Source organism: Chromobacterium sp. HL1 (genome assembly GCF_057418835.1).
The window spans coordinates 3,012,058-3,029,207 of the sequence record NZ_CP162399.1 but is presented as its reverse complement, the minus strand read 5'-3'; the positions used below and the strand labels follow the sequence as shown (position 1 = coordinate 3,029,207).

The window sequence follows — 17,150 nt, the reverse complement described above, 5'->3', positions numbered from 1 at the left end:
GTATGATACCGGAAAAGGCCTCCGGCCGTTTCGACCATTGCGAAAGACACTATGGCAGACAAAACATTCAGTTTCAGCCAAGCCGCGCTGGAGGACATCGCCTCCCGCGTGATCGAACTGGCCAAGGCCGAGGGCGCCAGCGCCGCCGAGGCCGACGTTTCCGAAGGCCTGGGCCAGACGGTGAGCGTGCGCCTGTCCGAGGTGGAAACCATCGAGTACAACCAGGACAAGGGCGTGGGCGTGACCGTCTACCTGGGGCAGAAGAAGGGCCACGCCAGCACCTCCGATTTTTCCGAAGAGGCTTTGGCGGACACCGTGCGCGCGGCGCGGGACATCGCGCGCTACACCGCCGAGGACCCTTGCGCCGGCCTGGCCGATTCCCAATTGATGGCCACCGAGTTTCCCGATCTCAGCTTGTACCACCCGTGGGCGCTGCCGGTGGAGGAAGCCATCGAGCTGGCCAAATCCTGCGAGGCCGCCGCGTTGGCGGCCGATCCGCGCATCCGCAATTCCGAGGGCGGCACCGCGTCCTCGCAGTCCAGCCATTTCGCCTACGCCAACAGCCACGGCTTCATCGGCGGCTACGCCAGCAGCCGCCACAGCATTTCCGCGGCGGTGGTGGCCGAGGACGGCGGCGCGATGCAGCGCGATTACTGGTATTCGTCGGCGCGGCGGCGCGAGGACTTGGACGCGCCGGAGGCCATCGGCGCCAAGGCCGGCCAGCGCGCGGCGCGGCGGCTGGGCGCGCGCAAGGTGAAGACCGGCCAGTATCCGGTGGTGTTCGAAGCGCCGATCGCCGCCTCGCTGCTCAGCCATCTGGTGGCCGCCATCAGCGGCGGCAGCCTGTACCGCAAATCGTCCTTCCTGCTGGATTCTCTGGGCAAGCCGGTGATGTCGGCCAACATCACCGTGGACGAAGATCCCTTCTTGTTGCGCGGCATGGCCAGCGGCGCCTTCGACAACGAGGGCGTGGCCACGGTGGCGCGCCGTCTGGTGGACAAGGGCGTGCTGCAGGGTTATATGCTGGGCAGCTATTCGGCGCGCAAGCTGGGCATGCAGACTACCGGCAACGCCGGCGGCGCGCATAATCTGGTCGTGCATTCCACCGGCGAAAGCCTGGAGGAGTTGCTGCAGGCCATGGGCACCGGCCTGCTGGTGACCGAGCTGCTGGGCCAGGGCGTCAACACCGTCACCGGCGATTACTCGCGCGGCGCGGCCGGCTTTTGGGTGGAGCGCGGCGTGATCGTGCACCCGGTGGAGGAAATCACCATCGCCGGCAATCTGCGCGAGATGTTCATGCAGATCGACGCGGTGGGCAACGACGTGCTGGAGCGCGGCGGCCGGCAGATGGGCTCGGTGCTGTTGCGTAGCATGATGGTGGCCGGCGAGGCCTGAGAACCTGTTCAATGTCTGCTGCGCATCGTGAAACTTGGCACGGTGAGTACCGCTTCGAAATGCTCATGTACCGTATGTACATTCCGCTTTCTCAGCGGTTTTCGCCTTGTCTCGCTCTTTCTCGCGAGACTTTGAGCAGGTTCTGAGGCCGGCGATGGCGGATCTGTTCGCGCCGGAAGAGGGCGGCTGGCTGGAGCGCCTGTCGCCCGGCGCCGCCCTATTGCATCGCCGTGTCTGCGACATTGACGCCGCGCTGTTGGCGGAGGTGGAGGCGTTGCTGCGGCAGGCGCCGCCGCACGGCATGCAGACGCCGGGCGGGCGTGCGATGTCGGTGACCACCTCCAGCTGCGGCGCTTATGGCTGGGTGTCCGACGCGCGCGGTTACCGCTATGCCGAGCGCGACCCGCTCAGCGGCCTGCCATGGCCGGCGATGCCGGCCTTGTTGCGCGCGCTGGCCGAGCGGGCCGCCGCCGAAGCCGGCTTCCCTGGTTTCGCGCCGGATGCCTGTCTGATCAATTGCTATGCGCCCGGCGCCAAGATGTCGCTGCACCAGGACAAGGACGAGCGCGATTTCAGCGCGCCCATCGTGTCGGTGTCGCTGGGCCTGCCGGCGGTGTTTCTGTTTGGCGGCTTCAGCCGCGCCGAGCGTCCCGGCCGCGTCCAGCTGCGCCATGGCGACGTGCTGGTGTGGGGCGGGCCGGACCGCATGCGTTTCCACGGGGTGTTGCCGGTGGCGGAGGGCGAACATCCTTTGCTGGGGCGCCGCCGCATCAATCTGACTTTTCGCAAGGCGCGCTGATCCATGGCTGAACCGGCCGATTCCGTTTCGCTGTCTTTATCCCTGTCTTTGCCCGCGGATTTTCGCCGGGACGACTTCATGGCCTTCCACCGCCGCGACGCTCAGGAGCTGTCCGAGCGGGTGACGGCGCTGAGCCTGAGCAAGGGCTTGCTGTGGCGCGGCGAGCCGGCCTGTCTGAGCATGACGTTCGCCGCGGACGCGGTGCGGGTGGGGCTGGACGCGGACGTTTCGCCTCAGACCGGCGACGCGGCGGCCTTGACCGCCATGGCGCGCCGCATGCTGGGCTTGGCGCAGCCGGTGGCGGATTTCGAGCGCGCGCATCGCGGCCATCCGCAGCTGGCCGGCCTGATCGCCGCGCGTCCCGGCTTGCGCGTGCCGCAGACCACCACGCCGTTCGAGGCGCTGGTCTGGGCCGTCACCGGTCAGCAGATCAGCGTGCACGCCGCCATCTCGCTGCGGCGTCGGCTGATGCAGTTGGTCGGCAAGCGCCACAGCGGCGGTCTGCTGTGCCATCCGTCGCCGGAGCAATTGGCGGAGCTGGAGGCGGACCAACTGGGCCAGGCCGGTTTCTCCCGCGCCAAGACCCGGACCTTGCTGGAACTGAGCCGGCAGACGGCCGACGGCGGCTTGCCCTTGCAGGGCTGGCTGGACGGCGGCGCGCCGGAGGAGATCGCCGCGCGCTTGCTGGCCTTGCCCGGCATCGGCCCGTGGACGGTCAGCTACGCGCTGTTGCGCGGCTATGGCTGGCTGGACGGCTCCTTGCACGGGGACGTGGCGGTTCGGCGCGGCCTGCAGCGCTTGCTGGAGCGGGCCGAGGCGGTGTCGCCGCGCGAAACCGAGCAATGGCTGCAAGGCTTCGCGCCGTGGCGCGCGCTGGTGGGCGCGCATTTATGGGCCATGCAGACGGCGGCTGCTTATTGAGCCTGTACGGCCGATTTCCTCCGCGCGAAGTTGGCGCTGGCCGCGGCGTTTGACTATGTCTAAATAGAACAAGAAGCCGTGCGGCGTCGGGCATGCCGATCCGCCGCCAATATAGCCACGCGAGGTGCGGGATGGGGAGGCAATCCGATATCGGGCTGGTCTTGTCGGGCGGCGGCGCGCGCGCGGCGTACCAGGTGGGGGTGTTGCTGGGAATTGCCCGGCTGCTGCCGGATGCGCGCGTCAATCCCTTTCCCATTATTTGCGGCACGTCCGCGGGGGCGATCAATGCGGTGGCGCTGGCCTCCGGCGCCGGTAATTTCCATCTGGCGGTGTCCACGCTGGCGCAGATGTGGAAGCAATTGCACATCCAGGATGTCTACGACGCCAGTTCCGGCTATTTTCTGAAGACTTTTCTGCACTTCGGCCTATCCATCCTGTCCGGCGGCCGTCTGTGGCGCAATCCCAAGAGCTTTCTGGACAACGCCCCGCTGCGCGAGCTGCTGACCAAGGTGATGGTGTTCGAGGGCATAGACCATTCCGTGCGTCACGGCGTGCTCAAGGCGCTGGCGCTGACGGCTTCTTGCTACACCACCGGGATGTCGGTCACTTTTTTCCAGGGCGCGGACAGCCTGGAGGAGTGGGAGCGCTATCAGCGGCTGGGGCTGCGCGAACGCATCAATATCGAACACATGATGGCCACCTCGGCCATTCCGCTGATTTTCCCCTCGGTCTGCCTGGGCGAGAAGTTTTACTGCGACGGCGCGGTGCGGCAGCTGTCCCCCTTGTCGCCGGCCTTGCACCTGGGCGCGGAAAAGCTGTTTGTCGTCGGCCTGGCCAGCAAGCGGCCGGACACCATAGAACGCCGCCACAGCGGTTTCTATCCGTCGCCGGCGCAGATTTTCGGCCATCTGCTCAATAGCGTGTTCATAGACAGCATGTCGGTGGACATGGAACGGCTGACCCGGGTCAATCACACCGTGTCGCTGCTGCAAAGCCATGAGGACCTGGCGCGGCAGACCCAGTTGCGCAAGGTGGACATCTTCATGCTCAACCCCAGCAAATCGCTGGAGGGCATCGCCTACAAGCACACCCGGCTGTTTCCGCCCTTGCTGCGCTTCCTGCTGAAGGGCACCGGCGCCACCCGTCACCGCGGCACCGCCCTGGCCACTTATCTATTGTTCGAGCCGGGCTACACCCGCGAGCTGATCACGCTGGGCTATAAGGACGCCTTGCATCAGAAAGAGGCGATACGCCGCTTTCTGGAACTTTAAGCCGCGGGGCGGTTCTGACTCCTCCATGTTGTATGGCACAATCATGCGCCATGACGTAATACCGCCAAACATTGAGGAAGATATGGGCTTGAGCAACCGACAAGGTTTTCTGCTGATCGCCGCCGCCTGCGCCGGCGCGATGGGTTTTGCATTGTTCGCGCAATACCAGCTGGGCCTGGAGCCGTGCCCGCTGTGCATTTTCCAGCGCATCGGCGTGATCGCCGCGGGCGTGATCGCCTTGCTGGCGGCGCTGGTCAATCCAGGCCGTTGCGGCGCCAGGGCCTGGGGCGGTTTGACGATTCTGGCCGCCTTGGCGGGCCTGTCGGTGTCGCTGCGCCAATTGTGGCTGCAACATCTGCCGGCGGACCAGGTCCCGGCCTGCGGTCCCGGCCTGGAGTTCCTGATGGAGTCCTCGCCGTTGACGGAGGTGATTTCCAAGGTGTTCAAAGGCAGCGGCGAGTGCGCTACCGTGGAGTGGACCTTCCTGGGGATGGCGATGCCGTTCTGGGTGGCGGTCTTCTTCGTCGGCGTGATCGGCTTCGCCGGCTGGTTGATGGCGCGCAAGTCCGCCTGACGCCGGATTGCCGCGCAGCGAAGGCCGCCTTGGGCGGCCTTTTTCTTTGGGGCATGATCTTATTGCATGCTTAAGATGTAAATAATAATGCCGGCATCGGAAACCGCGCGGCGGGCAGGCGCGCCTGTGCTTTTATCGCCACAACTGAAATTTATTTAAGATGTTGATTTTAAATGGATGTGTGGTCTTCCGGCCTTGGGGAGGGGGCCGGCGACCGCCGCCAATCTCTTTGTAGCGCCCGCTGCGGCAGCTTAGGGGCGCGCGCCGCGACCGGCGAGCGCACTACAGGGGGTAAGGAGATGAAACGCAGCTATCTGGCGGTTGCCGCGGCGGGCATGGGCTTGGGCATGGGCGCTTGGGCGGAGGAGGCCATCCCGCTGGAGCGGGTGACGGTGACCGGCTCCAATATCAAGCGCATCGGCAAGGAAAAGGCTTTGGCGGTGGAGGTGATCAAGAAAGAGGATATCGACAAGACCGGCGCGTCCACCGTGATCCAGTTGCTGGACCGGCTGCCGTCGGTGGGCAGCCTGCTGGCCGGCACCAACTCCAACAGCTTTGCCGCCGGCGCGGCCACCGCCGGCCTGCGCGGCATGAGCTCCAAGTACGTGCTGGTCTTGCTGAACGGCCGTCGCTTGCCCAATTACGCGATGTTCATCAGCGGCACCGACGCCTTTGTCGATCTGAACACCTTGCCGCTGTCGGTGATTGAATCGGTGGAGATTCTGCGGGACGGCGCATCGGCCATTTACGGTTCCGACGCGGTGGCCGGCGTGATCAACTTCAAGACCCGGCGCAACTTCCGGGGCGCCGAGGCGGCGCTGCGCGGCGGCGGCAATCTGGATGGAGACGGCATCGAGCAGGGGCTGAATCTGAGCGGCGGCTTCGGGGATCTGGAACAGGACGGCCAGAACCTGCTGCTGTCTTTCGACGTTTACCACCGCGAGCCGGTGTTCAGCCGCAACCACGACGCCACCCGCAGCAACGATTACCGTTTTCAGGGCGGGCCGGATCTGCGCAGCGGCGCGCAATGGGGCTATTGGAACGACCGCACGCCCAACGCCGACAGAAGCAACGCGCTGGCCAAGCCCTTGCCCGGCTGCCCGCCGTGGCGGCTGACCACCCGGCCCAGCGGAGCCGCGCTGTGCGTGTCCGACGTGGATGAGATGGGCGCTCAGTTGGCGCCGCGCACCAGCCGCTACGGCTTGATGGCCCATTACACCCGGCGTTTGAGCGGCGACGCGGAGTTCTTCGCCGAACTGGGACTGAACCGCACCGAGACGCCGCTGGACGGCGCTTATTCCTTTGTGCAGACCATTGTGTCGCCCAATTGGGCGATTTATCCGCGGGACGGCGGCCTGGCGTCGGTGTATCCGGACTTCAAACCCACCGACAATCTGCAAATCACCCGCAATCTGTCGGAGAACGGCCGGCGGCTCAACGAGATCACCAGCGACACGTATCGCGCGGTGCTGGGCGGGCGCGCCTTGTGGCGCGACTGGGATCTGGAGAGCTCGCTGAACCTGGGTTTGAACAAGGTGGAGGCGAGGCAGAACAATGTGGTGTTGAACGACGCTTTCCTCGCCATGTTGCGGAACGGCGCCGACGGCGGGCCGCTCTATAACCCGTTTTCGCAGCAGAACGACGCCGCCGCGCTGCGGCCGTATCTGGCCACCATCGCCAACACGTCCTCGTCGCGTTTGTCGGCGTTTGAATTCAAGGCCAGCAATGAGGAGTGGTTCAGGCTGCCGGCCGGCCCCGCCGGCTTCGCCGCCGGTCTGCAGTGGTCGCATGAATCGATAGACGCGCAGCCGGACCCGCTGCTGCAAACCGGCAAGATCATGAATTTCGCCGTCCAGCAAAGTCTGCGGGCCAGCCGCTCGGTGCTGTCCGCTTTCAGCGAAGTCAATTTGCCGGTGTTGAAGAATCTGGAGGTCCAGCTGGCGGTGCGCGCCGACCGCTACAACGATTTCGGCGACACCTTCAACCCCAAGCTGGCTTTTTCCTTCCGCCCCTGGGAGCCGGCGATGCTGCGCGGCTCCGTCACCACCGGTTTCAAGGCGCCGACGCTGCCTCAGCTGTACGCGTCGCGCCAGGCCTACACTTCGGTGTACGACTACGCGCAGTGCGCCGACCGCGGCATCGCCCGCGAACGCTGCGGCTTGGCCAGCAATCAGCTGCGCAGCGGCGGCAACGCGGGGCTGAATCCGGAGGAGTCGCGGAACTACGCGCTGGGCCTGGTGCTGCAGCCGACTCCGGCGCTGTCGGCCACCGTGGACTGGTACCGGATCGAGGTGTCCAACACCGTGCAGTCGCTGGACCCGCAATACGTGCTGGACAATCCGGACCGTTTTCCCGGCTTCGTGGTGCGCAAGCCCGCCGATCTTCCCGGCGTAAGGGGGGATATCGACTACATTTCCGCGCCGTACATGAATATCGGCAAGACCCGGACTTCCGGTGTCGACATCGATGTGCAGTACGACTGGTCGCTGGGCGCTTACGGCAAGCTCAAGTTCCGCAACGCGCAAAGCCGCATCTTCAGCTACCGGGAATCGCAGACCGAGACCGATCCGATGCTGGAGTACGCCGATTACGGCGCGCAGCCGCGCTGGAAAAACGTCTTTGAAGTGAGTTACAGCCGGGGCGGCTATTCTGTGGGGCTGACGGCGCGCAGCTACGCGTCTTTCAAGAACCTGTACTCCCAGCTGTACCGCAATGCCGGGGACGTGAAGGAGAGGGTGGGGTCCTACACCGCGCTGGATCTCAGTGTCGGCCTGAAGCCGAGCAAGGGCTTCAGCGTCAGCGGCGGCATACGCAATCTGGGCAACCGGATGCCCAGTTACGCCACCGGGGCCGGCTTCAGCGGCGGGGCGGCCGCTTACTCCGGCCCCGCCACCGATTTATGGGGGAGGATGTTGTACCTGTCCGGCCGTTACGTATTCTAGGAGGGCGCATAGGCCGCGGGCATGGCGGGGCGAGGCCGTCGGAGCGGGGTCAGCGCTGGTGCTGAGGCGTCAAGGTGGCGGGGGCGGGGCTGACCGCGTTGCGGCCGGAGCGCTTGGCGATGTAGAGCGCGCTGTCGGCGTCTTCGTAGAAGGTGCGGCCGTTGTCGTCCGTTTCCGGCACCCGGGCGGCGACGCCTATGCTGCAGGTGACTTTGCGCAAGGGGCTCTTCAAATGCGCCAGCTCCAGTTCTTCCAGCCGGGCGCGGAAGCCTTCCGCGGCGGCCACCGCCTGGTCCTGCCCGCATTCTTCCAGCAGCACGCCGAACTCTTCGCCGCCCAGCCGCGCCACGATGTGGCGACGGGGGCTGAAGTAGGCGTTCAGCTCTTGCGCCAGCCTTTGCAGGATCAGATCGCCGGCGTAATGGCCGTAGTGGTCGTTGTAGCCTTTGAAGTTGTCCACGTCCAGGATCAGCAGCGCCAGCGTCTTGCCGGCGGCGCGGTGCTTGTCCAGCGTCGGCGCCAGGATTTCGTCGAAGTGCCGGCGGTTGTAGAGCCCGGTGAGGCCGTCGGTATTGGCCTGCAGCAAAAGCTTGGATTGCCGCGACACGAAGCGGACGCTGCCGGCCAGCCATAGCAGGATGGCGGTGGTGACGCCGCTCCAGAACACCGAGGCCAGCGTCAGCAGCAGGACGCTGAGCACCAGCACGCCACAGGAGGCCAGCAGATAGGCCGGCAGAATGCCCTGGCGGTGCTTGTAGCGGCTGAGCAGCAGGTCCAGCAGCAAGATGGCCAGCGCGTTGATGACGGCTTTCCATCCCAGCGGCAGCGGCACCGGCGTGTTGTCCTGTTGCAGCCCATGAAGCAGGAAGGCGTTGATTTCCACGCCGGGCATGCCGCGGTTGTTGGCCGACAGCGGCGTGGCGTGGATATCGCCCAGGCCGGTGGCGGTGGCGCCCACCAGCACGATCTTGCCGGCGAAGAAGGCGGGAGGCAGTTGATTGAGCGCGTCGATATAGGACACTTGCTGGAACGGCGGCGGGCCGGACAGATAGGGCACCATCACCGGGTCTTCGCGCAGCCAGCTGCCCGGCTTGCCGTGCGGCATCGCCATTTTCTGCTGTTCGGACTGGCGCTGGCCATTGGCCAGATCCAGCACCGCCTGCGCGAAATTGGGGTGGTGGGGCGAGCCCAGGCCCGCTTTCAGATAGACGCGGCGGATCACGCCGTCGCTGTCCAATTCGTAGTCGGTGTGCCCCAGGCCGGCGCTGGCGGCGGCGATGGCGGGCAGGGGCCGGGTCTCGGTCAGGCGGTTGTCCTGCATTTCCGGAAACACCGGACTGATGACTTTGCCGTTGCGGCGGATGGCGTCCGCCAGCGCCTGATCCGACTCCGGCATATTGTGCGAGGGCTCGGCCAACACGATGTCCAGGCCCACGGCCTTGGCCTGCGCCAGCTTGTCCACCAGCTGGGCGTGGAATTCGCGCGGCCAGGGCCAGCGGCCCAGCTCCGACAGGCTGCGCTCGTCCACCGCGACGACGACGATGTCGCTGGTCTGGTTATGGTTGGACTTGATCCGGATCAGCCCGTCGTACAGCCAGAAGTCCAGCCGCAGCAACAGGCCGGAGAGGGTCAGCAGAGCCGCCAGCAAGGCCAGCAAAAAAGGCAACAAGCGCAGAATCTTGTCGCGATAGTAAGTTAGCATGTTGCCATTCTAGGGAAGTTTTCCGGGAAGAGTGAGCATTTCTTGCTCTTCCGTCGCCAAGTAGCCGTGTTCTCCCTCGATCTTGACGCTTGCCTTGTATTGCCCGGCCGGCAAGGCTTCCAGCGCCTTCAGCTCCCATTGCGGCTTATCGCTGCTCAGCGAGAACGGCTGCGCGTTGGCGGCCTGGGCCGCGGTCAGCGTCAGGGTGTAGCGCGCGCGGGCGACGGGATAGGGGCGGGCCGCCAGCACCGGGGTGGTTTTGTCCAGGCGGCTGAGCCAGCCCTTGGTCTCCACTTTTTGCGCGGCGGAGAAAGGGCCCGGCCGGCCTTGCGCGTCCAGCCGCGCCAGCCTCCAGTACCAGATGCCGGATTCCGGCAACTCGGTTTTGAACTCGGCCTCGGCCACGCTCTGTTCCAGCAGCGGCTGGGCGAAATCCGGCTGACGCGAAATCTGCAGCCGCAGCGGCCGTTCCGCGCTGGCGTCCACCCGCAAGGTCAGGGATTTGCCGCGCAGCTGGACGCCGTCCGCATGGGTGAACAACAGCGGCGGCAGCGGGTAGGCTTGCAGCTTGAAGCTGCGCGTGCTGTCGTAGCCTTCCAGTCCGGAGCGGTTCTTGGCGCGGACGTGCAGCACGTAGTCGCCGTTGCCCGGCAGGCGCGGATAGTAACGCGGCGCCTGCAACTGGCGCTCGGCCAGGCGCTTCTTGCCGCTCAAGGTCACGCGGTAGGAAGCGGCGCGTTCGTCGCGCTGCCACTCCAGCGGCGGCGGGTTGAACTGGCTATTGTCCGCCACGGTGGACAGGTCCGGCGGCGGCGGCAGTTCTTCCGGCTTGCTTGGCCCGCTTTTACGGCTGGACAAGGTGCCGAAACCGGCGGGCACGTCCACCTTGCTGCGACGGCCCTTGACCTCCACGCTGCCTTTGAGCACTTCCGCCAAGGTGTCTTCGCCGCCGGCGGCGTTGACGCGGAATTCCGTGCCGCGCACGGTGGTGACCGCCGACGGGGTGCGGATCTCGTAGCGGCTGGGCATCAGGATGTTGGGAATCACCGAATTGCCGGTGCTGCCGTTGTTCAGCTTGATCTGGGACTGGATCGCCCCGGTGCTGGGGTAATAGACCTGGGTTTGCAGGCTCAGATCGGTATTGGCGTTGATCACCAGCGAGGAGCCGTCGACGAAGCGCAATTTGATCATGGCGTCGTTGCCGGTCGTGAAGCGGGTGCCTTTGGGGTATTTCTTGCCCACCGCCAGATCCAGCGGCTTGCCCTTGGCGTCGGCCGCGGCGGATTCGCCGGCCATGTCCTCCAGGGTGGCGTCGGATTGCGCCTGCCGGATCCAGGGGTAGGGGACCCGCAGGATGCTGCCGGGGATCAGCCGATAGGGGTTGGCGATGCGATTTCTGGCTTGCAGCTTCGGCACATAAGCGGGAGACGACAGATGCTCGGCCGCCAGCGACCACAGATTGTCGCCGTTTTTGACCGTATATTCCCAGATGGCCTTGTCGGCGGGATCGCCCGCCAGGGCCAGTGTGCTGGCGAAGCAGCCAGCCGCCAGGATTAAATTGCGCATAGTTGAATCTCTTTATATGGAATGCAGAAAGTCAACCAAAAGTATCACCGCAGCCCAGACGCATTGCAAGCTGATAAGCAATAGAATGGTAGTTGTTTGTCCTAAGTTGGGCGATATGCGAATGCTTGCTTGAAATATGCGACGCAAAATGCAAAAAAGCAGCCTAAAGGCTGCTTTTTTGCAATGCTTGGCGGAGTGGACGGGACTCGAACCCGCGACCCCCGGCGTGACAGGCCGGTATTCTAACCAACTGAACTACCACTCCAGCAAATGGTGGGCGGTACTGGACTCGAACCAGCGACCCCTGCCGTGTGAAGGCAGTGCTCTACCAACTGAGACTAACCGCCCGAAACTGTTGCTCCGTTTCCGGATACTGCTATGCAATGCTGTTGGCGGAGTGGACGGGACTCGAACCCGCGACCCCCGGCGTGACAGGCCGGTATTCTAACCAACTGAACTACCACTCCAACCGTAAAACTTTGGTGGGCGTTGACGGAGTCGAACCGCCGACATTCTGCTTGTAAGGCAGACGCTCTACCAACTGAGCTAAACGCCCGAATCCGGGTACTGCTTCAATACTGTTGGCGGAGTGGACGGGACTCGAACCCGCGACCCCCGGCGTGACAGGCCGGTATTCTAACCAACTGAACTACCACTCCAACCGAAACTTTGGTGGGCGTTGACGGAGTCGAACCGCCGACATTCTGCTTGTAAGGCAGACGCTCTACCAACTGAGCTAAACGCCCGAATCCGGGTACTGCTTTCAATACTGTTGGCGGAGTGGACGGGACTCGAACCCGCGACCCCCGGCGTGACAGGCCGGTATTCTAACCAACTGAACTACCACTCCAACCGAAACTTGGTGGGCGTTGACGGAGTCGAACCGCCGACATTCTGCTTGTAAGGCAGACGCTCTACCAACTGAGCTAAACGCCCGAATCCGGGTACTGCTTCAATACTGTTGGCGGAGTGGACGGGACTCGAACCCGCGACCCCCGGCGTGACAGGCCGGTATTCTAACCAACTGAACTACCACTCCAACCGAAACTTTGGTGGGCGTTGACGGAGTCGAACCGCCGACATTCTGCTTGTAAGGCAGACGCTCTACCAACTGAGCTAAACGCCCGAATCCGGGTACTGCTTTTATACTGTTGGCGGAGTGGACGGGACTCGAACCCGCGACCCCCGGCGTGACAGGCCGGTATTCTAACCAACTGAACTACCACTCCAACCGCAAAACTTTGGTGGGCGTTGACGGAGTCGAACCGCCGACATTCTGCTTGTAAGGCAGACGCTCTACCAACTGAGCTAAACGCCCTGAATCCTTTTCGCTGCTGCGTTTGCGTTTCAGCGAGGAGGCGAATTAAAACACAGGGTTTAAGCTTGCGCAAGTGGTCTACCCGCAAATTTTTGCAACCGGCGGCAATTTCGAATAAATGCTCCAAAATTTAATGTTTTTGTCAGACAGAAAGGTGACGCCGACTTTGCCGCTAAGGTATCATGCCGCCATTAGCTATTTATCGGATGACGTTACGAATGAAGCCGACCTTTCTCGATTTTGAGCAGCCTATTGCCGAGCTCGAGAACAAAATAGAAGAACTTCGCTATGTTCAGGACGATTCCGTGCTGGACATCTCCGAGGAGATCGCGCGCCTGCAGAAGAAGAGCCAGGACTTGACCAAGTCCCTCTACGCCAAGCTGACGCCGTCTCAAATCGCCTTGGTGGCGCGCCATCCGCAGCGCCCCTACGCGCTCGACTATATAGAGAGTATTTTCACCGACTTCGAAGAGCTGCACGGCGACCGCGCTTACGCCGACGATGCGGCCATCGTTGGCGGTCTGGCGCGTTTCAATGGCCAGTCGGTGATGGTCATTGGCCAGCAGAAGGGCCGCGACACCAAGGAAAAGATCCGCCGCAACTTCGGCATGCCGCATCCGGAAGGCTATCGCAAGGCCTTGCGCCTGATGAAGCTGGCCGAGAAGTTCGGCATTCCGGTGATCACCTTGGTCGATACCACCGGCGCCTGGCCCGGTATCGGCGCCGAGGAGCGCGGGCAGTCCGAGGCCATTGGCCGCAATCTCTATGAGATGACGCGTTTGCGCGTGCCCATCATCGTCACGGTGATCGGGGAGGGCGGCTCCGGCGGCGCCTTGGCCATCGCGGTGGGCGATTGCGTCAATATGCTGCAATACGCCACCTACTCGGTGATTTCGCCGGAAGGCTGCGCCTCCATCTTATGGAAGACCGCCGAGCGCGCGTCCGACGCCGCGGAAGCCCTGGGCATCACCGCGCCGCGCCTGAAGACGCTGGGCTTGATCGACCGCGTGGTCAACGAGCCGGTGGGCGGCGCGCATCGCGATCACGCTCAGATGATGGCGACGCTGAAGCGCGTGCTGCAGGAAGAGTTGAAAGACTTGACCGGCAAGCCGATCGACGAGTTGCTGAAAACCCGTTTCGACAGATTGATGAGTTATGGCCGCTTCAAGGAAGCCGCAGCCTGACCCGCTCGAATCTCTGTTAAGCCATTGGCCGGACGAATTGTCCGGCCAATGTGCTTTTGAGGTGGGCTTGAGCGGCGGCCTGGATTCGGTGGCGCTGCTGGCGCTGCTGTGCCGCGCGCGGGAGCGCCGTCCGGAGCTGGAGATCCGCGCGGTGCATGTGCACCACGGGCTGAGCCCGAACGCCGACGCCTGGGCCGAGCACTGTCGCGCCTTGTGCGCGTCGCTGGGCGCGTCTTTGCGGGTGGAGCGGGTAAAGCTGGTCCTGAGCGGCGGCGACAGTCTGGAAGCGGTGGCCCGCGAGGCGCGCTACCAGGCGTATCGGCGTTCCGCCGCCGGCGTGGTGGTTTTGGCGCATCACCTGGACGATCAGGCGGAAACCGTGCTGCTGCAATTGCTGCGCGGCGGCGGCGCGCGCGCTCTGGCGGCGATGCCGGCCTTGCGCAATCTGGACGCGGACGGGCCCTGGCTGTGGCGGCCCTTGCTGGGTTTGCGCCGGCGGCAGCTGGAGGCGTTCGTTCAGGCGCAGGGCCTGAGCTGGGTGGAGGACGAGAGCAATCAGGACGAGCGCTGGCGGCGCAATCTGCTGCGTCAGCGGCTGCTGCCGCAGCTGGAGGCGGCGCTGCCGGATTATCGCCGGCATCTGACGCGATCGGCCGGCTTGCTGGCGGACGCCGCCGCGGTGCTGGACGAGGTGGCGGCGCAGGATCTGGCCGCTTGCCGGCGCGAAGGCGGCCTGGACCTGACTCGCTGGCGCGGCTTGTCCGCGGCCAGGCAACGCCAATGCCTGCTGGCCTGGCTGCGCGGTCTGGCCTGGCCGGCGCCGGAGCCGGACGCGCTGGCGGAGTTCCAGCGCCAGGCGCTGGAGGCCGGCGCCGCCAGCTGTCCGCGGCTGAGTCTGGCGCGGGGCCTGTTATACCGTTATCGCGACGGCCTGTTCGCCTTGCCGGCGCTGCCGGCGCCGGCGGCCGTGTCGCTGGGGGCGGTGGAGCCTGCGGCGGAACGCCTGGTGCAAGAGTGGGGCGGAACGCTGAGCTGGGAGTGGCGGCCGCGCGGCCTGCCGGCGGAGGCCTTGGCGCGGGGTTTGAGCCTGCGGCCGCGCGAGGGCGGCGAGCGGCTGGCGGCCGGGATGGGGCGCAAGCCGGTGAAGAACTTTCTGCAGGAGTCCGGCATCGCGCCGCCCTTGCGCGAGCGCTGGCCGCTGTTGTGCGACGCCGACGGGCGCGTGCTGGCGCTGCCCGGCGTGACGGTGGACGCCGAACTGGCCTGCGGGCCGGGCTGGTGGCCGCTGTGGCGGCCGCTGTCGGCGGAGCCGCGCTGACGTGAAAAACGCCTGCCGATCCGGCAGGCGTTTTGCATTTGCAATCTCATGTCTCGCGATGCGCAGCGGACTTTGCGCAAATTCTCAGGCGGCGTTCAGCGGCAGGCTGACGATGCCCGCATCGTCCAGGCGCAGATAGCCGCCCTGGTTCCCGTGCCAGTCCTGGATCACCCAACGCTCGGAGGCGCCGTGTCGGTGGGCCGCGGGGCGGTGGGTATGGCCGTGGATCAGCGTCGGCCAGTCGTGGGCGGCCAGCAGCGCCTCGACCGCGTCGGCGGCGACGTCCGAAATCTCGCTCAGGCCGTTCTGTTGTTTGCTCATCTCGCTTTGCTGGCGCGCCTGACGCGCGATCGCGTGGCGCTCTGCCAGCGGCCGCGCCAGCATCGCCCGCTGCCACTGCGGGTTGCGGCTGACGGCTCGAAACTGCTGATAGGCGGCGTCGCCGGTGCACAGCGCGTCGCCGTGGCTGAGCAGGCAGCGGCGGCCATGGGCCTCGATCAAGCTTGGATCGTCCAGCAGCCGCGCGCCGCTGCGCAGACAGAAGCCCTCGCCCAGCAGGAAATCGCGGTTGCCGTGCATCACGTACAGCGGCGTGGCGGCGGCGAAGGCGCGCATCGCGGCCAGCGGCGTTTCCAGGAACGGCGAATCGTCGTCGTCGCCCACCCAGTATTCGAACAGATCGCCCAGGATGTAGAGCGCGTCGATCCGGCCTTGCCAGGCTTGCAGCGTGTCCAGAAACAAGCGGTTCAGCGCCGGAGTGTCGTCCGCCAGGTGCAGATCGGAAATGAAGTGAATGGCCATGTCGCGTGCGGATGAGTTGAAGCCCGGCCGGACGGCCGGGCTGGAAGCGCGCCGCGCGTCGCGCGGCGTCGGCGAATCAAATGATTTCGGCTTTCTCGATCACCACGGCTTCCGCCGGCACGTCCTGATGCGGGCCGCTGCGACCGGTGCGCACCGCCTTGATGCTGTCCACTACGTCCTGGCCTTCCACAACCTGGCCAAACACGGCGTAGCCCCAGCCTTGGGCGCTTTCCGATTTGAAATCCAGGAAGTCGTTGTCGGACACATTGATGAAGAACTGGGCGGAGGCCGAGTGCGGGTCCATGGTGCGGGCCATGGCCACGGTGTAGGCCTTGTTGGCCAGGCCGTTATTGGCCTCGTTCTCGATCGGCGCGTTGGTCGGCTTTTGCGACATGTCGGCGGTGAAGCCGCCGCCCTGGATCATGAAGCCGTTGATCACGCGGTGGAAGATGGTGCCGTCGTAATGGCCGCTTTTTACGTACTCTTCAAAGTTGGCGGCGGTTTTCGGGGCCTTGTCGGCGAACAGTTCCAGCACGATGGCGCCGAAGTTGGTGGTCAGTTTGATCATGGTGTTTCCTTGATGACGGGCAGGCCGCGTGGGGCCTGCCGGTATGAAAGAGGTTGTAGAAAAGCTTAAGGCTTGATGGTGACTTTCTGGATCACGATGGGCTCGAACGGCACGTCGCCCATGCCGTTCATGCTGCCGGTGCGGGTCTTGGCGATGCGGTTGACCACGTCCATGCCGCGGGTCACTTTGCCGAACACCGCATAGCCGGCGCCCTGGGGCGTCGGGGATTTATAGTCGAGGAAGTCGTTGTTGGCCACATTGATGAAGAACTGGGCGGTGGCGGAATTCGGGTCCGCGGTGCGGGCCATGGCGATGGTGCCTATGCCGTTCTTCAGGCCGTTGCTCGCCTCGTTGGCGATGGCGGCGCGGGTGGGCTTCTGGTTCAGCTTGGTGTCGAAGCCGCCGCCCTGGATCATGAAGCCGTCGATCACGCGGTGGAACACGGTGCCGTTGTAGTGGCCGGCCTTGGCGTAGGCGACGAAGTTTTCCACGGTCTTGGGGGCTTTGGCCGAGTCCAGCGCAATCTCGATATTGCCCTTGTTCGTGGTCATTTCCACTGTCGGCGAGGCCAGGGCCACGGCGGGCAGCGCGCTCAACGCCAGCATGCTCAGCATTCGTTTCATGGTTGCTTTATTCAACAGGGTTATGAGGAGCCGCCAATATTAGCACAGCCTTTTGATTCAGCGCATGGCGCGGCTGTCTTATGCTTTTAGCCTAAGGCGGACTTCTTGTTTTTTTAAAAAATAGTATTTAGACTCCACCCCCTAAAAATTGTGTGATCGCTATCTATT

General features: G+C 64.6%; 13 protein-coding genes and 12 tRNA genes. 8 read left to right on the top strand and 17 right to left on the bottom strand.

The window, feature by feature from the left end; genetic code table 11:
* The first annotated feature begins 51 nt into the window (after positions 1–51).
* The 6 genes from pmbA to AB1Z25_RS13545 all read left to right on the top strand — a co-directional run bounded on the left by pmbA (position 52) and on the right by AB1Z25_RS13545 (position 7,902).
* Complete coding sequence (gene pmbA, locus AB1Z25_RS13570; protein ID WP_486635459.1) at positions 52–1,395, top strand: metalloprotease PmbA; 1,344 nt, start codon at positions 52–54, stop codon at positions 1,393–1,395.
* A 154-nt stretch (positions 1,396–1,549) separates the two neighbouring features.
* Complete coding sequence (gene alkB / locus AB1Z25_RS13565) at positions 1,550–2,194, top strand: DNA oxidative demethylase AlkB (RefSeq protein ID WP_486635458.1); 645 nt, start codon at positions 1,550–1,552, stop codon at positions 2,192–2,194.
* Positions 2,195–2,197: 3 nt separating this feature from the next.
* Positions 2,198–3,115 (top strand): DNA-3-methyladenine glycosylase family protein, encoded by a 918-nt coding sequence (locus AB1Z25_RS13560; protein WP_486635457.1) that lies wholly within the window; start codon positions 2,198–2,200, stop codon positions 3,113–3,115.
* A 131-nt stretch (positions 3,116–3,246) separates the two neighbouring features.
* Positions 3,247–4,386: a patatin-like phospholipase family protein gene (locus AB1Z25_RS13555; protein WP_486635456.1), complete on the top strand. Its 1,140-nt coding sequence runs from the start codon at positions 3,247–3,249 to the stop codon at positions 4,384–4,386.
* A gap of 82 nt (positions 4,387–4,468) precedes the next feature.
* Positions 4,469–4,960, top strand: a complete 492-nt coding sequence (locus tag AB1Z25_RS13550) for a disulfide bond formation protein B (protein ID WP_107799692.1) — start codon at positions 4,469–4,471, stop codon at positions 4,958–4,960.
* 299 nt (positions 4,961–5,259) lie between these two features.
* Positions 5,260–7,902: a TonB-dependent receptor plug domain-containing protein gene (locus tag AB1Z25_RS13545; RefSeq protein ID WP_486635455.1), complete on the top strand. Its 2,643-nt coding sequence runs from the start codon at positions 5,260–5,262 to the stop codon at positions 7,900–7,902.
* A gap of 49 nt (positions 7,903–7,951) precedes the next feature.
* On the opposite strand, the gene AB1Z25_RS13540 is transcribed toward AB1Z25_RS13545, so the two are convergent.
* The 14 genes from AB1Z25_RS13540 to AB1Z25_RS13475 form a co-directional block, all read right to left on the bottom strand.
* Positions 7,952–9,604, bottom strand: a complete 1,653-nt coding sequence (locus AB1Z25_RS13540) for a CHASE2 domain-containing protein (RefSeq protein WP_107799690.1) — start codon at positions 9,602–9,604, stop codon at positions 7,952–7,954.
* Positions 9,605–9,613: 9 nt separating this feature from the next.
* Entirely contained in the window at positions 9,614–11,170 is a 1,557-nt protein-coding gene (locus AB1Z25_RS13535; protein WP_253314152.1) for a FecR family protein, read from the bottom strand.
* A gap of 188 nt (positions 11,171–11,358) precedes the next feature.
* A tRNA-Asp gene (locus AB1Z25_RS13530) sits at positions 11,359–11,435 on the bottom strand.
* Between the two features lie 6 nt (positions 11,436–11,441).
* Positions 11,442–11,518, bottom strand: a tRNA-Val gene (locus AB1Z25_RS13525).
* A gap of 42 nt (positions 11,519–11,560) precedes the next feature.
* Positions 11,561–11,637: transfer RNA gene (locus AB1Z25_RS13520), tRNA-Asp, on the bottom strand.
* A gap of 13 nt (positions 11,638–11,650) precedes the next feature.
* Positions 11,651–11,726 (bottom strand) — tRNA-Val (locus AB1Z25_RS13515).
* A 26-nt stretch (positions 11,727–11,752) separates the two neighbouring features.
* Positions 11,753–11,829: transfer RNA gene (locus tag AB1Z25_RS13510), tRNA-Asp, on the bottom strand.
* 11 nt (positions 11,830–11,840) lie between these two features.
* Positions 11,841–11,916 (bottom strand) — tRNA-Val (locus tag AB1Z25_RS13505).
* A 27-nt stretch (positions 11,917–11,943) separates the two neighbouring features.
* Positions 11,944–12,020 (bottom strand) — tRNA-Asp (locus AB1Z25_RS13500).
* Positions 12,021–12,030: 10 nt separating this feature from the next.
* Positions 12,031–12,106, bottom strand: a tRNA-Val gene (locus AB1Z25_RS13495).
* Between the two features lie 26 nt (positions 12,107–12,132).
* Positions 12,133–12,209, bottom strand: a tRNA-Asp gene (locus tag AB1Z25_RS13490).
* A gap of 11 nt (positions 12,210–12,220) precedes the next feature.
* A tRNA-Val gene (locus tag AB1Z25_RS13485) sits at positions 12,221–12,296 on the bottom strand.
* Positions 12,297–12,322: 26 nt separating this feature from the next.
* Positions 12,323–12,399 (bottom strand) — tRNA-Asp (locus AB1Z25_RS13480).
* Between the two features lie 13 nt (positions 12,400–12,412).
* A tRNA-Val gene (locus AB1Z25_RS13475) sits at positions 12,413–12,488 on the bottom strand.
* Positions 12,489–12,706: 218 nt separating this feature from the next.
* Here AB1Z25_RS13475 and AB1Z25_RS13470 point away from each other — a divergent pair.
* Complete coding sequence (locus AB1Z25_RS13470; RefSeq protein ID WP_486635454.1) at positions 12,707–13,672, top strand: acetyl-CoA carboxylase carboxyltransferase subunit alpha; 966 nt, start codon at positions 12,707–12,709, stop codon at positions 13,670–13,672.
* Positions 13,673–13,733: 61 nt separating this feature from the next.
* Entirely contained in the window at positions 13,734–14,990 is a 1,257-nt protein-coding gene (gene tilS / locus AB1Z25_RS13465) for a tRNA lysidine(34) synthetase TilS (protein ID WP_486637349.1), read from the top strand.
* 84 nt (positions 14,991–15,074) lie between these two features.
* On the opposite strand, the gene AB1Z25_RS13460 is transcribed toward tilS, so the two are convergent.
* From AB1Z25_RS13460 to AB1Z25_RS13450, 3 genes are all read right to left on the bottom strand, one after another.
* Positions 15,075–15,791: a UDP-2,3-diacylglucosamine diphosphatase gene (locus tag AB1Z25_RS13460; RefSeq protein WP_235087796.1), complete on the bottom strand. Its 717-nt coding sequence runs from the start codon at positions 15,789–15,791 to the stop codon at positions 15,075–15,077.
* Between the two features lie 76 nt (positions 15,792–15,867).
* Entirely contained in the window at positions 15,868–16,359 is a 492-nt protein-coding gene (locus tag AB1Z25_RS13455) for a peptidylprolyl isomerase (RefSeq protein ID WP_107798668.1), read from the bottom strand.
* 65 nt (positions 16,360–16,424) lie between these two features.
* Positions 16,425–16,982 carry a peptidylprolyl isomerase gene (locus tag AB1Z25_RS13450; RefSeq protein ID WP_227107700.1) on the bottom strand — a complete coding sequence of 186 codons (558 nt, stop codon included), beginning with the start codon at positions 16,980–16,982 and terminating at the stop codon, positions 16,425–16,427.
* Positions 16,983–17,150 lie beyond the last annotated feature (168 nt).

Bases quoted from the DNA above. Each gene is read 5' to 3' on its own strand.
- pmbA (WP_486635459.1), top strand. From the start codon at position 52: ATGGCAGACAAAACATTCAGTTTCAGCCAAGCCGCGCTGGAGGACATC.
- alkB (WP_486635458.1), top strand. From the start codon at position 1,550: ATGGCGGATCTGTTCGCGCCGGAAGAGGGCGGCTGGCTGGAGCGCCTG.
- AB1Z25_RS13560 (WP_486635457.1), top strand. From the start codon at position 2,198: ATGGCTGAACCGGCCGATTCCGTTTCGCTGTCTTTATCCCTGTCTTTG.
- AB1Z25_RS13555 (WP_486635456.1), top strand. From the start codon at position 3,247: ATGGGGAGGCAATCCGATATCGGGCTGGTCTTGTCGGGCGGCGGCGCG.
- AB1Z25_RS13550 (WP_107799692.1), top strand. From the start codon at position 4,469: ATGGGCTTGAGCAACCGACAAGGTTTTCTGCTGATCGCCGCCGCCTGC.
- AB1Z25_RS13545 (WP_486635455.1), top strand. From the start codon at position 5,260: ATGAAACGCAGCTATCTGGCGGTTGCCGCGGCGGGCATGGGCTTGGGC.
- AB1Z25_RS13540 (WP_107799690.1), bottom strand. From the start codon at position 9,604: ATGCTAACTTACTATCGCGACAAGATTCTGCGCTTGTTGCCTTTTTTG.
- AB1Z25_RS13535 (WP_253314152.1), bottom strand. From the start codon at position 11,170: ATGCGCAATTTAATCCTGGCGGCTGGCTGCTTCGCCAGCACACTGGCC.
- AB1Z25_RS13470 (WP_486635454.1), top strand. From the start codon at position 12,707: ATGAAGCCGACCTTTCTCGATTTTGAGCAGCCTATTGCCGAGCTCGAG.
- AB1Z25_RS13460 (WP_235087796.1), bottom strand. From the start codon at position 15,791: ATGGCCATTCACTTCATTTCCGATCTGCACCTGGCGGACGACACTCCG.
- AB1Z25_RS13455 (WP_107798668.1), bottom strand. From the start codon at position 16,359: ATGATCAAACTGACCACCAACTTCGGCGCCATCGTGCTGGAACTGTTC.
- AB1Z25_RS13450 (WP_227107700.1), bottom strand. From the start codon at position 16,982: ATGAAACGAATGCTGAGCATGCTGGCGTTGAGCGCGCTGCCCGCCGTG.